Genomic DNA, 14095 nt, shown 5'->3' on the forward strand with positions numbered 1-14095 from the left:
GCTTGCCGGCGATAGGGGCGGTGCCGACAAAATGAAATGTCCGTCATGAATGCCTGACCAAAGCCGGCGCAATGCTACGCTCGCGTAAACACTCGTCACGGATACCCACCATGGACATGAACTGGCACCAGGCCCTGCAAGAGAGCCTGAGCTGGCTTGCAATCACTTCGTTCATCACCCTGATCGGCTTCACCGCCGCCGCTGCGCTGGCTGTGCGCTACACTCGCTGGGGTAGCCAGTTCTGGCAGCTTGCCGGGCCCTATTTCTCCTTCAGGCGCAGCTGGCGACCGCTGCTGGTGTTTGCCGCACTGCTGGTGCTGACCCTGTTTTCGGTACGCATGAACGTGCTGTTCTCGTTCTGGTACAACGGCTTCTACAGCGCCCTGCAGGCCCTCGACCAAACCGCCTTCTGGTACTTGCTGGGCGTGTTCGCGGTATTGGCCACCCTTCATGTGCTGCGTTCGCTGTTCACCTTCTACGTGACCGAGGCCTTCAGCATCCGCTGGCGGGTCTGGCTGACCGAGCGCCTGACCAACGACTGGCTCCACGGTGACGCCTATTACCGCGGCCAGTTCCTCGCCGAGCCTGTAGACAACCCCGACCAGCGTATCGAACTGGACGTCAACGCCTTCGTCACCAACTCGGTAACCCTGGCGCTGGGCGCGGTCAGCGCGCTGGTGTCGCTGGTGGCGTTCACCGCCATCCTCTGGGGGCTGTCGGCGCCGCTGGCGATAGCGGGTGTGGAAATCCCCCGGGCCATGGTGTTTGCCGTGTATGTGTATGTGCTGATCGCCACCTGGATTGCCTTCCGCCTCGGGCAGCCGTTGATCCGCCTGAACTTCCTCAACGAAAAACTCACCGCCAACTTCCGTTATGCGCTGATGCGCCTGCGTGAAAACGCTGAGAACATTGCGTTCTACCAGGGCGCGCAGGTGGAGCGGGGGACCTTGCTGGGCCGCTTCGGGGCATTGATCGTCAATGTCTGGGCACTGGTGTTCCGCAACCTGAAGTTCAGCGGTTTCAACCTGGGCGTCAGCCAGGTGGCAGTGGTGTTCCCGTTCATCCTTCAGGCGCCGCGCTTCTTCAGTGGCGCGATCAAGCTGGGCGATGTCATGCAGACCTCCCAAGCGTTTGGCCAAGTGCAGGATGCGTTGTCGTTCTTCCGTGAGTCCTACGACACCTTTGCCCAGTACCGCGCCACGCTCGACCGTCTGACCGGTTTTCTCGATGCCAACCAGCAGGCCAGCACCTTGCCGCGGGTCAGCACCCAGGAACAGGCGCAGGCCCTGGATATCTCGGGTTTGCAGGTGATGCGCCCCGACGGCCACGCGTTGATCGCCGACCTCGACTTGCGCCTGCAGGCCGGCCAGGCGCTGCTGATCAAGGGCCCGTCGGGCAGTGGCAAGACCACCTTGTTGCGCGCCCTGGCAGGGCTGTGGCCTTACGCCGAGGGTGAGGTCAGGCGGCCCACCGGCACCGAGGCGCTGTTCCTCTCGCAGCGCCCGTACCTGCCCCTGGGTGACCTGCGAACCGCCATCGCCTACCCGGCTGACAGCAAGCCAGAGGACGAGGCGCGCATGCAGCATGCGCTGCGCCAGGTCAACCTGGCCCACCTGGCTGAGCGGCTGGCGGTCAGTTGCGACTGGTCGCATATCCTCTCGGTCGGTGAGCAGCAGCGGCTGGCGTTTGCCCGGGTGCTGTTCAACCGGCCGCAGGTGGTGTTCCTCGACGAGTCCACCTCGGCGATGGATGAAGGCCTGGAGCATGCGTTGTATTCGCTGCTGCGCAATGAAATGCCGCAAACCTTGCTGGTGAGTGTCGGCCATCGCAGTACGTTGGCCGGGTTCCATACCCACCGGCTGGAAGTGGACGGGCAGGGTGGTTGGTCGCTGCTGGAGCAAAAGCCGGAGGTAGCGTTGCAGGTCTAGGAGGCCTGTACCCTGTTCAGGGCTGCATCACGATCAACTGCGCGCCTTCATTACGGACATTCCCTACGGCCTCGCCCACCGCAAACCATTCAAAGGCTTCTACCGGAAGGCACCGCTCGCGTGCCAACCGCTCGGCCTCCTCGGCAGGCACTTCCAGGTCGATCCACGCCCGCGCATCCGCCGGCCCCAGTACCAGTGGCCGGCGGTCATGGATATCGACCATTCCTGCATCACTCGCTGCGGTAATGATCACGAACCCATCCCCTTCGTTCGGCTCCAGCCCTGAACGTACCTGAGCCAGCGCGGCCATGAACATCGGTGCCTGGCTTTTCAGGCGGATGAAGTAGGGCTGCTTGCGCCTGGGGTCGTGCGGGTCGCTCACCCATTCGTACCAGCCGTCGGCCATGACCAGGGCCCGGCCTTGAGGCCAGAGTGCCTTGAAGAAATTGCCGGCGGTCACGGTTTCCACCCGTGCGTTGATCGGCGCAGGCCTCGGGCCCTTGGCCCAGAACGGTGCCCAACCCCAATGGCAGGGGTCGATGCGCAGGCCATCGGCGGTGTTGTGCAAAACCTGTACGCCGCTGCCAGGGGCCACGTTGTAACGGCCAATGGGCACGTTGTCGTAACCGCTGATCACGTCCTGCCCGGCGTCCAGTTCACGCAGGTAATCGGCCTGGCCCTGATACTGGGCGAAGCGTCCGCACATGGCATGTCCCCCCATTCGTCAAATGTCGCGCGTCCGATTGACCCGCTGCCGGTTTGCTTGTACGGCTTACATCGTCGGCCGCCGATCTCGCAGAGCTCCCCATCTCGCGGGACGAGTTGTTCGAACTGCGTGCGCCGCACATGTATCTGGTCAGGATAGACGGCGACGGCATGCCTGGGAGGTCCATCCTTTAAAGGGTTTGCGCTGGCGATCTGGTTAGACAGCTTCAACGTGGTCAACGACCAAGAAGTCGTTTGCTTCCAGGTGTGCTATCCATTTCCTGCAAGCAACCGCAACTCGCGTCCCGGTGCACATCAATAGAGAGGGCGTCAGCTTAGGCTGCTGGGGCGCTCAGTATGGCCGCACAGGTGCTCAGCCGGGGGCGGTGTGTTTACTTGACCTGGGTGTGCGCCTTCCCGTCTTCATGCACATGGTTTTTGGAGGAATGGCCTGTTCGATGGTCTGAAGGTGCCTCAGCGGCCTGGTGGCCGCCGTGGTGCTCCGTGAGAGACACCGGTTCTGAATGCGCACTTCCACGGTCATGACCTTCCTCAGCCATGCCATGGCCCGTTGTGGCCTCACGGGTACCTTGTTCGGACTTGGCACTGCCGTGTTGACCTTCATGGTCATGCATATCGCTCTCGCCACCGCCATGCTGGTGGCCGCCACTGGAGGCGACCATCGCTTGGTACTCCTCGGCATTGAGTTGCGGGAGCTGATCCAGAAAGGCGACGATCCCCCAGATGTACTGGTCTTCCATGCTTTTGCCCCATGCTGGCATGCCGGTGGCCTTGATACCGTGCTTGATTATCCAGAACGCAGTTGCGGGGCCGCCGCTTACGCCGCTCTTGCTGAGGTTGGCAGGTGCTGGGTATAGCGCTTGGCTGAGTTCAGTTTTCTGCAGGCCTGGAGCGAGATGGCAACCGATACACATGGCGTTGTAGTTACCTGCTCCGGCCTTGACCAGAGCGGGGTCTTTCAAATTCGGCACCTTGATGTTGCGTGCTCGAACTTCGATCGAGCGATCACGCGCCATGGCCAAAAACGCATGGACAGCCGGGAAGTGCGGATCATCCGCGCCTACGTTCACGAGACCGAAGTAGGCCGAGCCCAGAACTGCCGCGCTACCTACGGCACCTATCGACAACAGCGTTGTAATTGTTCTTTTCATGTCGAATTCTCAAAACCACATGCGAATGCCGGCAACGAAGCGCGCTTCGTTCACGTCCCCGCCTTCATCACGGATGAAGTCGGCGGTTTTGCCGTAGGAACGACTCCAGGTAACGCCTATGTAGGGTGCAAACTGGCGGACAATTTCGTACCGTAAGCGCAGTCCGACTTCGGTGTTGGCCAGGCCAGTGCCGACCCCGCGTTGCAGATCGTTCTTGCCATAGAAGTTGGCCTCAGCGGTTGGCTGAAGGATCAAACGATTGGTCAGCAGAATGTCGTACTCACCTTCCAGGCGGGCCGCAGTCTGACCGTTCTCACCTATGAAAGCCGTCGCTTGCGCCTCGAAATCGTACAGCGCCATGCCCTGGATACCGAATGCTGCCCAGGTCTGGGGCGATTGGGGTTGGAAGTCCTGCCGCAGACCGGCGACCACATCCCACCATGGGCTGATCGAGCGGCCGTACAGGAGCTGCAGCTGCGCATCTTCAGTTACCCCGTTGGTGCGCTCGCCCTCCGCGCGAATCCAGAGCCGGTTGACGTCGCCGCCCACCCATCCTGATGCGTCCCAGGCAAGCGTGCTGCCTTCATCGGCGTTTTGGTATTCCAGCTGGTCCAGCAAGAAAAACCCGTTGATCCCGCTGTCATCCATTTTGTGCCCGTCGAGCGGGGGGAAGGCAGCCTGGCGGTCGGCGTCCGTCAGCACGGGGATCGGCGTGCGGCTGGTCGAGGCAGGCGAATCGGCCTCCCCGTGTTTCATGTTGGAATGATCCATCGCATCATGGTCCATGTCCTTCATGCTTGTAGGGGCCATCTTGCTGTGGTCCATTGAGGCGGGTTTGGCTTTAGGCTGGCTGTGGCCCATTGCCGAGTGATCCATCCCGGAATGATCCATTTCAGCGGCGATGCTGGGCGAAACGCCCAGCACGCCGAGAAAAACGCTCAATGTCAGCAACGATGGTCGTACAACGCTATTGGCCATTTTTCCCTGCCTTGGCTTTGTCGCTACCCTGTGATTCCATCATTTTGCTGTGGTCCATGCCCTCCATCGAATGATGGTCCATACCTTCCATGGCACCGTGGTCCATGCCTTCATGGTTCATGCCATGGGCTTGCTTGCTCTTTGACGCGTTCGGCTGCGCTGCATCGGGCGACTTTTGCGTGTGCTGATCATGATGCTCACTGGACCAGGAAGTTGGTGGATAAACCGCGAGCAGGCCGACCATCGCGGCACTGAGGAAAAAGGCGCTTCGTTTCATTGGTTTGCTCATCTCGTCTCTCCTGTTCATTCGTCTACGCGCACTTCTCGGAACATGCCCGTTTCCATGTGGTACATGAGGTGGCAGTGATAGGCCCAACGCCCTAGCGCATCGGCGGTTACCCGATAGCTTCGTTTCGCGCCGGGAGGCATATCGATCGTGTGCTTTCGGACCATGAAGTTGCCATTCTCATCCTCCAGGTCGCTCCACATGCCGTGCAGGTGGATGGGGTGAGTCATCATGGTGTCGTTGACCAAGGTGATGCGCAGGCGCTCGCCGTATTTGAGCCGCAGCGGCTGGGCATCAGAGAACTTGATGCCGTCGAACGACCAGGCGAACTTTTCCATATGGCCGGTGAGGTGCAGTTCGATAGTCCGGCCCGGTTCACGGCCATCCGGGTCGATGAAGGTGCTTCGCAAATCCGAATAAGTGAGCACACGACGGCCATTGTCACGAAGCCCGATTCCTGGGTCGTTCAGCTTGGGCGTCGGGGTCATGGTCTGCATGTCGACCAGCGGGTTGTTTGTTTCCGAGGCGGGATGGCTTTGCATGGCACTGCCAGTCGTCATGCTGCCGTGATTCATGCCGGCCATGCTGTCATGGTCCATACCCGCCATATTGTTGTGCTCCATGCCGGCCATGTTGCCGTGGTCCATCCCCATGTCGCTCATGGAGATCAAAGGCCTTGGGTCTAAAGCAGGCACCGGGCCTTGCATGCCCTCGCGAACAGCCAGGGTGCCTCTGGAATAGCCAGTGCGATCCATGGATTGGGCAAAGAGGGTGTAAGCCTGCTCGTTTTCAGGCTCGACAATGACATCGTAGGTTTCGGCAACCGCGATGCGGAATTCATCGATCGACACAGGCTTGACGTACTGCCCGTCGGCTGCGACGACCGTCATCTTCAAGCCGGGTATACGCACGTCGAAATAGGTCATGGCGGAGCCGTTGATAAAGCGCAGCCGGATTTTCTCGCCTGGCTTGAATATTCCAGTCCAATTGTCATTGGGCGCCTTGCCGTTCATGAGGTAGGTGTAGGTATACCCACTCACGTCAGCAAGATCGGTTGGGCTCATCTTCATCTCAGCCCACATCTTCCGATCGGCTACAGCGCCAGACCAGCCTTTCTCACTCACGTCATCGACGAAATCGCCAACCGTCCGCTTGTGGAAGTTGTAGTAGTCCGACTGTTTTTTGAGCTTGGACATGACCTGCGCCGGATCTGCGTCGGTCCAGTCGCTGAGCATGACGACGTAGTCACGGTCGTAGGTGAAAGGCTCTGGATCCTTCGCATCGATCACTAGCGCACCGTAAACACCGATCTGCTCCTGCAAGCCCGAGTGGCTGTGGTACCAGTAGGTGCCGTTCTGGTGAACCTTGAACCTGTATTCATACATGCCATCCGGGGCGATGCCATGGAAGCTCAGGCCCGGTACGCCGTCCATGTTTGCCGGCAGAATGATCCCGTGCCAGTGGATGGACGTATCCTGTTTCAAGCGATTGCGCACGCGCAGCGTGACTGTGTCGCCCTCTCGCCAGCGAAGAATCGGTCCCGGCAGCGAGCCGTTGATGGCCATTGCCGTACGCGCTGCGCCGGTAATGTTCACCGGGAGCTCACCGATGTACAGGTCAAAATCGGTGCCGGTCAGTACGTTGGGTTGGCCAGGGCTGGTCACGGCCCAGACCGGCGTGCGCCACATGCCCAGCCCACCCAGTAGTCCGGTAGCAGCGAGGCCCGTGACGAATGAGCGTCTCGTGGTTTTGCTTTGCATGCCGTTGCGTCCAGTCAGGTAGATCACTGATATCCAGGCTGCGACTTGGGCAACCATCCCGTTTCAATTGAGCTCTCACTCCGCCTGATAGGCGCTGGTCTCGGGTTCAGGCTAGCTACCGGGCGCTGTCAGCAAGCTGAGCCCGACATTACTTTTCCGTCAGCTTCTGGTTGAGTGCCATTCTTGTTGCACACTGAAGGGCAACCAAGGGGGGAAAGGTCTGACCTAACTGGAGCGCGCACAAAACGTTGAAGACCCATTCGATGCCGATTCGGCGGTATTCAAAGTGAGCAGGCCATGAGCACGACTGATTTCGAACATAGCCACAACTTCTTGGGCACCGCCCACGATGACAATGCCAAACGAACATTGTGGGTAGTGATGCTCACCGTGGTGATGATGGTCGGTGAGATTGCCGCAGGCTATGTCACGGGATCGATGGCGCTTTTGGCAGATGGTTTCCATATGGCAACCCATGCGGGCGCGCTGGGAATTGCCGCTGCGGCCTATGCTTACGCCCGCAAGCATTCGGCAAGTGCTGCCTACAGCTTTGGCACCGGTAAAGTGGGTGACCTTGGAGGGTTCGCTTCTGCGTTGATTCTTGGTTTTGTCTCGTTAGGCATCGGTATCGAGTCGGTTCTGCGACTATTTCAGCCTACCCAAGTGCAGTTCGGGATGGCGACCCTGATTGCGATCGTTGGTTTGCTGGTCAATATCATCAGCGCCCTTCTTCTGGCCGGCGGCGGTCATGATCACAGCCATTCGCATGGGCATCACACCCATTCGCATGGAGATAACAACTTGCGGTCGGCTTACCTCCATGTGCTCGCCGATGCGGTCACGTCGGTCATGGCGATCGTCGCGCTGCTGGCCGGTAGATACCTTGGCTGGATATGGCTCGATCCGGTCATGGGGATCATTGGCGCTGTTGTGATTGCACGCTGGGCGTGGTTGCTGATGAAGGATACTGCGGCCGTATTGCTTGATAAGACCGATAACCCTGTCGCCGAAGAAATCAGGGAGTTGCTTGGCCAAGCCGGCGATTTTCAGATCACCGACCTGCATGTTTGGAAAGTGGGGCCTCAAGCGCATGCTGCCATCGTCAGTGTGCATGGCCCAGAGGTGCTCTCTGCCGATGACGTTCGGGCTGCATTGACGCCTGTACATGAGGTCACTCACCTCACGGTCGAATACAGGGCAGTGGCCTGCGGCGTTTTCAAAGGCTCAGGCGCACCGCCAACGCTGCCAAGGTCACCAGCAACACCGGCACCGTCAACAACACCCCAACCTTGAAGTAATACCCCCAGCCGATGGTCACGCCCTTGCGCGCCAGCACATGCAGCCACAACAGCGTGGCCAGGCTGCCGATCGGGGTGATCTTCGGCCCCAGGTCGCAGCCGATCACGTTGGCATAGATCATCGCTTCGCGCACCACACCCTGCGCCTCGCTGGCATGAATCGACAGCGCCCCGATCAGCACGCTGGGCATGTTGTTCATGACCGACGACAGCAGCGCCGCAATCAGCCCGGTACCCAGCGAGGCTGCCCATAGCCCGTGCCCGGCCAGCCAGCTCAGCACATTGCCGAGCGAGTCGGTGAGGCCGGCATTGCGCAAGCCGTAGACCACCAGGTACATCCCCAACGAAAACACCACGATCTGCCACGGTGCCTGGCGCAGCACGCGGCGGCTGGAGATCACATGGCCCCGGGCGGCAACGGCGAACAGTACCGCCGCGCAGGCTGCGGCCACGGCACTGACCGGGATACCCATGGGCTCGAGCACGAACAGGCTGGCCAGTAATGCCAGCAGCACCGCCCAGCCGACACGGAACGTTGCGCGGTCGCGCACGGCCATGGCCGGCACCTTGAGGTCCTCGGTGGCATAGCGCAGCGCAATGTCGCGGCGAAAATACAGCCACAGCACCAGTAGCGTGGCTGCCACTGCTACCAGGTTCACCGGCACCATCACCGCGGCATAGGCGTTGAACCCCAGGTCGAAGTAGTCCGCCGAGACGATGTTCACCAGGTTGGATACCACCAGTGGCAGGCTGGCGGTGTCGGCGATGAAGCCTGCACCCATGACGAAGGCCAGGGTCGCCGCCGGGGAGACGCGCAGCGCCAGCAGCATCGACATGACGATCGGGGTGAGGATCAGCGCCGCGCCGTCATTGGCGAACAGCGCCGACACCGCCGCGCCCAGCAGCACCATGAAGGCGAACAGGCGGCGCCCGTCCCCTCGCGCCCAGCGCGCCACATGCAGCGCCGCCCATTCGAAAAAGCCCGCTTCGTCCAGCAGCAGGCTGATGACGATCAGGGCGATGAAGGTGGCGGTGGCGTTCCAGATGATGGCCCATACCGTGGGGATGTCATGCAGCGATACCACGCCGAACACCAGGGCCAGCACGGCGCCGAGTGTGGCGCTCCAGCCAACGCCGAGGCCTTTGGGCTGCCAGATGACCAGGGTCAGGGTGAACAGGAAGATCAGAGCGGCTGGGAGCATGGAAACGCTGTCTCATCTCAGGGGAGAGGGGCAAAAGTGACTGTACACGGGCTGGCTACGCGTCGGAAAAGTTCCGGTGCAAACATGTAAGTTTCGTAAATAAGATTTAAACCCATTTGAGAATAACTATATTTACCAACCCTGTTGGCCCCCGAATAGTGTTTGCGAGGCCGGTGGGCGCGGGCCTTCCGGCTTCCTGGCAGGGATGTGCCCTTCGCTTACCCATCGCAGGAGATGTGTCAATGCAGTGCAGAACTTCACCCAACAGCCTGGCCCTGGCGTTTGTCGCGTTGGCGTCACCGGCCATGATGGCGACCGCCGCTGAAACAGTGGAGCGCAGCCCTGGTGAGGTGCTGGAAATGCCGGTGGCCGACGACGCACTGGTGATCCAGGACACTCTGGTCACTGCAGAGCGCGAGGCACGACAGGCGCTGGGTTCGTCGATCATCACTGAAGAAGACATCAAGCGTCGCCCGCCGGCCAACGACCTGTCCGACATCATCCGTCGGGAGCCGGGGGTCAACCTGACCGGCAACAGCGCCAGTGGTGCGCGTGGCAACAACCGACAGATCGACCTGCGCGGCATGGGCCCGGAGAACACCCTGATCCTCATCGACGGCAAACCGTCCAGCGCGCGCAACGCCGTGCGCTACGGCTGGAACGGCGACCGCGACACCCGCGGCGAAACCAACTGGGTGCCGGCCGAGGCGGTCGAGCGCATCGAAATCCTGCGCGGCCCCGCGGCGGCGCGCTACGGCTCGGGCGCCATGGGCGGGGTGGTGAACATCATCACCAAGCGGCCCACCGAGGCGTTCAAGGGCAGCCTCAACCTGTTCACGCAAATGCCGCAAGACAGCGCAGAGGGTGTCAGCCGTCGTGCCAACTTCAACCTCAGCGGTGGGCTTACCGACAACCTCGGTTTCCGTTTGTACGGTGGCCTGGCCAAGACCGACGCCGACGACCTGGACATCAACGCCGACCACGCCAACAGCGCGCTGGTCGCCGGTCGTGAGGGCGTGCGCAACAAGGACATCAACGGCCTGCTGAGCTGGCGGCTCAACGACGAGCACCGCCTTGAAGCCAGCGCCGGTTACAGCCGCCAGGGCAACCTCTATGCCGGCGATACCATGAACAGCAACGGTGGCAGCAATGTCGACCTGATCTCCAGCCTGTATGGCCACGAGACCAATGTCATGCAGCGCAACACCTATGACCTGACCCACCTTGGCGATTTTAGCTGGGGCACCAGCAAGACCAGCCTGGCTTACGAATACGTACGCAACTGGCGTCTCAACGAAGGCCTGGCCGGTGGCCCGGAAGGTGCGATCAACGACAGCGGTGCAGCCATGTCGCGGCTGCGCAACACTCGTCTGAGCAGCGAAGTGAACCTGCCGTTTGCCATGGGCAGTACTGAACATGTGCTGACCCTGGGCGGTGAGTACCTGTACGAATCGCTCAACGACCAGGGCTCGTTCCGCCCCCAGAGCTTCGACCCCAGCGGCGGTGGCAGTGACGTCATCAGTGGCTTCGACCGCAGCAACTCGAAGATGACCGCCAAGAGCTACGCGTTGTTCGTCGAGGACAACATTGTGCTGGGCGACACCACCGTCACCCCGGGCCTGCGCTTCGACCACCACGAAACCTTTGGCGACAACTTCAGCCCCAGCCTCAACCTGTCGCACAAGCTGACCGATGCGCTGTCGGTCAAGGGCGGTATCGCGCGGGCCTACAAGGTGCCGAACCTGTATCAGTCCAACCCCAACTACCTGCTCTACAGCCGCGGCAACGGCTGCAGTGTGCAGCAGAGCAACTCCGGGGGCTGCTACCTGCAGGGCAATGCCGACCTCAAGCCGGAAATCAGCGTCAACAAGGAAATCGGCCTGTTGTACGACCGCGGCACCTGGCGTACCAGCGCGACGTACTTCCGCAACGATTACAAGAACAAGATCATCGGTGACACCGATGTGCTTTACACCATCAACAGCGGCCGCCGCGTGACCCAGTGGGAGAACGCCGGCGAGGCACGTGTGGAAGGCATCGAGGGCAACCTGTTCGTCGAACTGACCCCGGTACTGGACTGGAACACCAACCTGACCTGGATGCTCGACAACGACAACCGCGAGACGGGCGAGCCGCTGTCGGTGATCCCCGAATACACGGTCAACAGCACCCTGGACTGGCGCGCCACCGACAAGCTTTCGTTCCAGGTGGCCGGTACCTACTACGGCAAGCAGAAGTCGCCGACCTACAACTACCGCACCGAGGAGAGCTACGACGCCGAGGCGCAGCAGGATGTCGAGGCTTACGGGCTGGTGGATGTCAGCACCGGGTACAAGTTCAACGCCAACTATGACGTGCGGGTGGGCGTGAACAACGTGTTCGACAAGCAGATCTATCGCGGTGGCAATGCCAGCAGCTCGGGTGCCAACACCTACAACCAGCCGGGACGTGCGGTGTTTGCTTCCTTGAATATCTCGTTCTGATGCAGGGGCCGCGCTGCGGCCCATTCGCGGGGCAAGCCCGCTCCTGCAGATACCCCACGGGCGCAAGCGAAGAGGAGTATCTGGGGGAGCGGGCTTGCCTCGATGTGACTACCAGGAAATACCCCAATGAACACTAAAACCGCCTGGTTGCAGATCCTCTCGCGCAGCAGCGCCGCGCTGTTGGGCGGCTACGCGCTTACCTATGCCGCCAGCGCCTGCCTGGCCCGGCTATTGCCGCTGTCACCTGCCGATGCAGTCATCGTCGCGACCCTGCCGGCCTTCATTTTCTACACCGCAGCCATCCTATGGGCCTTTGCCAGCCGTGACGCGGTGCGCGCCTGGCTACCGCTGGCCCTGGCTGCGCCCCTGGCGTTGATCGGCTTCTGGCCTCAGGCGCTGGAGTGGCTGGCATGAAGAACACCTTCACTCAATCGATGGCCTGGCTGCACACCTGGGGCGGGCTGATCTTCGGCTGGCTGCTGTTCGCCATCTTCGTCACCGGCACCCTGGCGGTGTTCGACAAAGAACTGAACCACTGGATGCAGCCGGAAATCCCGGCCAGTGAAGTGACCCAGGCCGATGCCGCGCGGCGCGCCATTGCCTACCTGCAAGCCCATGAGCCGCAGGCCGGCAACTGGGGCGTCAGCCTGCCCACCGATCGTTCGCCCGGGCTGCGGGTGTCTACCGGTGAGCGGCGCCATGGCGGCGGCGTACAGCTCGACCCGCAGACGGGCGAGGCCATCGAGGTACGCGACAGTGTCGGCGGCAATTTCTTTTTCCGCTTCCATTTCACCCTCGACCTGCCGCGCAACTGGGGCATCTTCGTGGTCGGTGCACTGGCGCTGGTGATGCTGGCGGCGCTTGTCACCGGCATTGTCATCCACAAGAAGATCTTCAAGGAGTTCTTCACTTTCCGGCCGAACAAGGGCCAGCGCTCCTGGCTGGACTTTCACAACGCCAGTGCAGTGCTGTTGCTGCCGTTCCACCTGATGATCACCTACACGGGGCTTGTGATCTTCATGCTCATCTACATTCCTGCAGGTGTCGATGCGCTGTTCGCCGGGGACAACCGGGCCTACTTAAAGGCCCAGGGCAACGCCCGCCTGGAGCAGCCAAGGGGCATGGCCAGGCAGCCCGCGGAGCTGGCCGATGTGGTACCGCTACTGGCCCAGGCGCAGGCACGCTTGGGGCCCATAGCCGGTTTCAATATCCGCAATCCCAACACTGCCGGGGCACGTATCGAGGTCCGCCCTGAACTGGGTAACCGCATCGCCCTGTCCAAGGGGCAGGCCATGGTATTCGATGGTGTAAGCGGCCAGTTGCTCAGCGATGTGACCGAGTGGCGTGCGGCCCCCTTGACCCAGCGGGTCATGGTCGGCCTGCATTTTGCCCAGTTTGGCGGGTACCCGATGCGTTGGTTGTACTTCGTTTGTGGCGTTATCAGCTGCGTGATGATCGCCAGTGGCCTGGTGCTGTTTTGCGTGAAGCGTGGGCGCAAGTACGCCAGCGCGCAGTTGTCGGCGCGGCGTTGGTACCGGGTGGCCGAGGTGTGCAATGTCGGTTTCGTTGCCGGTTTGCTGCTGGCCTGTGCCGGCTTGCTCTGGGCCAGCCGCCTGCTGCCGGTCGAGCTGGTACAGCGCGAAGCCTGGGAGGGGCGGGCGTTCTTTGGTGTATGGCTGCTGGCGCTGTTGCATGCGGGTATCAGGCCTGCGCGCCGGGCGTGGGTGGAGCAGTTGGGACTGACGGCACTGCTGTGCATGGGCCTTGGGCTGTTCGGTGGGCTGGCGGATGCCTTGCGCCTGGGCGTGGCGGCTTGCGCACTGGTGCTGGGGGTATTGCTCGGTGTGGTGGCGTGGCGCGTGCAGAACGCCGAGCCGGCGCCGCTTGCACGCAAGGCAGGGCGCAGCGTGGAGGCAGGCGCATGATGATGCTGATCGCGGGCGGCACGCTGTTCGCCTATGCCGGCATGCTTGGCCTTTGCCAAGGCCTGGAGCGGCACTACAAGCAGGTATGGCAGCGGGCTTGCCCGCGGCCATTGCGCGTGGTGCTGCGTGGCTCTGGCTGGCTGGCACTGATGATCAGCCTGTTGCTCTGTGCCCAGGCCTGGGGCTGGGCCATGGCGCCGGTGGCCTGGTTGGCGATGATGTCGCTGGGGGCAATGCTGCTGGTCGTGCTGTTGCCGTATTGGCCGCGGCTGGCGGTCGGGCTGGCGGGGTTGGTGCCGGGGTGGGTGCTGCTGCAGCTGTTTGCCTGAGCGGGCCCCATCGCCGGCTTGCCGGCGAC

Annotated in this window: 12 protein-coding genes and 1 pseudogene; 6 read left to right on the top strand and 7 right to left on the bottom strand. The window is 61.7% G+C overall.

What is annotated here, in order from left to right:
* Positions 1-110 precede the first annotated feature (110 nt).
* Positions 111-1928, top strand: coding sequence for an ABC transporter ATP-binding protein/permease (locus NGJ21_RS13100; protein ID WP_251962193.1), 1818 nt, complete (start codon positions 111-113; stop codon positions 1926-1928).
* A 16-nt stretch (positions 1929-1944) separates the two neighbouring features.
* On the opposite strand, the gene NGJ21_RS13105 is transcribed toward NGJ21_RS13100, so the two are convergent.
* From NGJ21_RS13105 to NGJ21_RS13135, 6 genes and pseudogenes are all read right to left on the bottom strand, one after another.
* The gene (locus NGJ21_RS13105; protein ID WP_115275388.1) at positions 1945-2634 is read right to left on the bottom strand and encodes an SOS response-associated peptidase family protein; all 690 of its coding nucleotides are present in this window, start codon (positions 2632-2634) and stop codon (positions 1945-1947) included.
* Positions 2635-2856: 222 nt separating this feature from the next.
* Positions 2857-2968, bottom strand: a pseudogene (locus NGJ21_RS13115) (DUF411 domain-containing protein); the annotation flags it as partial.
* A 57-nt stretch (positions 2969-3025) separates the two neighbouring features.
* Complete coding sequence (locus NGJ21_RS13120) at positions 3026-3805, bottom strand: c-type cytochrome (protein WP_119688586.1); 780 nt, start codon at positions 3803-3805, stop codon at positions 3026-3028.
* A 9-nt stretch (positions 3806-3814) separates the two neighbouring features.
* Positions 3815-4783, bottom strand: a complete 969-nt coding sequence (locus NGJ21_RS13125; protein WP_119688587.1) for a copper resistance protein B — start codon at positions 4781-4783, stop codon at positions 3815-3817.
* Positions 4773-5072 carry a hypothetical protein gene (locus tag NGJ21_RS13130; protein WP_182445270.1) on the bottom strand — a complete coding sequence of 100 codons (300 nt, stop codon included), beginning with the start codon at positions 5070-5072 and terminating at the stop codon, positions 4773-4775. Before NGJ21_RS13130 ends, NGJ21_RS13125 begins: the two co-directional genes overlap by 11 nt.
* A gap of 14 nt (positions 5073-5086) precedes the next feature.
* Positions 5087-6829 (bottom strand): copper resistance system multicopper oxidase, encoded by a 1743-nt coding sequence (locus tag NGJ21_RS13135; protein ID WP_119689139.1) that lies wholly within the window; start codon positions 6827-6829, stop codon positions 5087-5089.
* A 297-nt stretch (positions 6830-7126) separates the two neighbouring features.
* On the opposite strand from NGJ21_RS13135, the gene dmeF reads away from it, so the two are divergent.
* The gene (gene dmeF, locus NGJ21_RS13140) at positions 7127-8122 is read left to right on the top strand and encodes a CDF family Co(II)/Ni(II) efflux transporter DmeF (RefSeq protein ID WP_196914194.1); all 996 of its coding nucleotides are present in this window, start codon (positions 7127-7129) and stop codon (positions 8120-8122) included.
* Here the strand turns inward: dmeF and NGJ21_RS13145 are convergent.
* Complete coding sequence (locus NGJ21_RS13145; protein WP_251962194.1) at positions 8046-9329, bottom strand: arsenic transporter; 1284 nt, start codon at positions 9327-9329, stop codon at positions 8046-8048. The two genes, dmeF and NGJ21_RS13145, sit on opposite strands and share 77 nt — an antisense overlap.
* 242 nt (positions 9330-9571) lie before the next feature.
* On the opposite strand from NGJ21_RS13145, the gene NGJ21_RS13150 reads away from it, so the two are divergent.
* The 4 genes from NGJ21_RS13150 (at position 9572) to NGJ21_RS13165 (ending at position 14066) form a co-directional block, all read left to right on the top strand.
* On the top strand, positions 9572-11812 hold the full coding sequence (locus NGJ21_RS13150) for a TonB-dependent siderophore receptor (RefSeq protein WP_174141761.1): 2241 nt from the start codon (positions 9572-9574) through the stop codon (positions 11810-11812).
* Positions 11813-11938: 126 nt separating this feature from the next.
* A complete protein-coding gene (locus tag NGJ21_RS13155) occupies positions 11939-12226 on the top strand; it encodes an iron transporter (RefSeq protein ID WP_161871180.1) in 288 nt (95 codons plus the stop codon).
* The gene (locus tag NGJ21_RS13160; protein ID WP_251962195.1) at positions 12223-13737 is read left to right on the top strand and encodes a PepSY-associated TM helix domain-containing protein; all 1515 of its coding nucleotides are present in this window, start codon (positions 12223-12225) and stop codon (positions 13735-13737) included. Before NGJ21_RS13155 ends, NGJ21_RS13160 begins: the two co-directional genes overlap by 4 nt.
* Entirely contained in the window at positions 13734-14066 is a 333-nt protein-coding gene (locus tag NGJ21_RS13165; protein WP_251962196.1) for a DUF3325 domain-containing protein, read from the top strand. The genes NGJ21_RS13160 and NGJ21_RS13165 overlap by 4 nt, the downstream gene beginning before the upstream one ends.
* Positions 14067-14095: the final 29 nt, after the last annotated feature.

The organism is Pseudomonas sp. Marseille-Q5299, from assembly GCF_943737035.1.
Lineage (GTDB): Bacteria > Pseudomonadota > Gammaproteobacteria > Pseudomonadales > Pseudomonadaceae > Aquipseudomonas > Aquipseudomonas putida_E.

Coding starts and splice junctions, on each gene's coding strand:
- NGJ21_RS13100 (WP_251962193.1), top strand. CDS start 111: ATGGACATGAACTGGCACCAGGCCCTGCAAGAGAGCCTGAGCTGGCTT.
- NGJ21_RS13105 (WP_115275388.1), bottom strand. CDS start 2,634: ATGTGCGGACGCTTCGCCCAGTATCAGGGCCAGGCCGATTACCTGCGT.
- NGJ21_RS13120 (WP_119688586.1), bottom strand. CDS start 3,805: ATGAAAAGAACAATTACAACGCTGTTGTCGATAGGTGCCGTAGGTAGC.
- NGJ21_RS13125 (WP_119688587.1), bottom strand. CDS start 4,783: ATGGCCAATAGCGTTGTACGACCATCGTTGCTGACATTGAGCGTTTTT.
- NGJ21_RS13130 (WP_182445270.1), bottom strand. CDS start 5,072: ATGAGCAAACCAATGAAACGAAGCGCCTTTTTCCTCAGTGCCGCGATG.
- NGJ21_RS13135 (WP_119689139.1), bottom strand. CDS start 6,829: ATGCAAAGCAAAACCACGAGACGCTCATTCGTCACGGGCCTCGCTGCT.
- dmeF (WP_196914194.1), top strand. CDS start 7,127: ATGAGCACGACTGATTTCGAACATAGCCACAACTTCTTGGGCACCGCC.
- NGJ21_RS13145 (WP_251962194.1), bottom strand. CDS start 9,329: ATGCTCCCAGCCGCTCTGATCTTCCTGTTCACCCTGACCCTGGTCATC.
- NGJ21_RS13150 (WP_174141761.1), top strand. CDS start 9,572: ATGCAGTGCAGAACTTCACCCAACAGCCTGGCCCTGGCGTTTGTCGCG.
- NGJ21_RS13155 (WP_161871180.1), top strand. CDS start 11,939: ATGAACACTAAAACCGCCTGGTTGCAGATCCTCTCGCGCAGCAGCGCC.
- NGJ21_RS13160 (WP_251962195.1), top strand. CDS start 12,223: ATGAAGAACACCTTCACTCAATCGATGGCCTGGCTGCACACCTGGGGC.
- NGJ21_RS13165 (WP_251962196.1), top strand. CDS start 13,734: ATGATGATGCTGATCGCGGGCGGCACGCTGTTCGCCTATGCCGGCATG.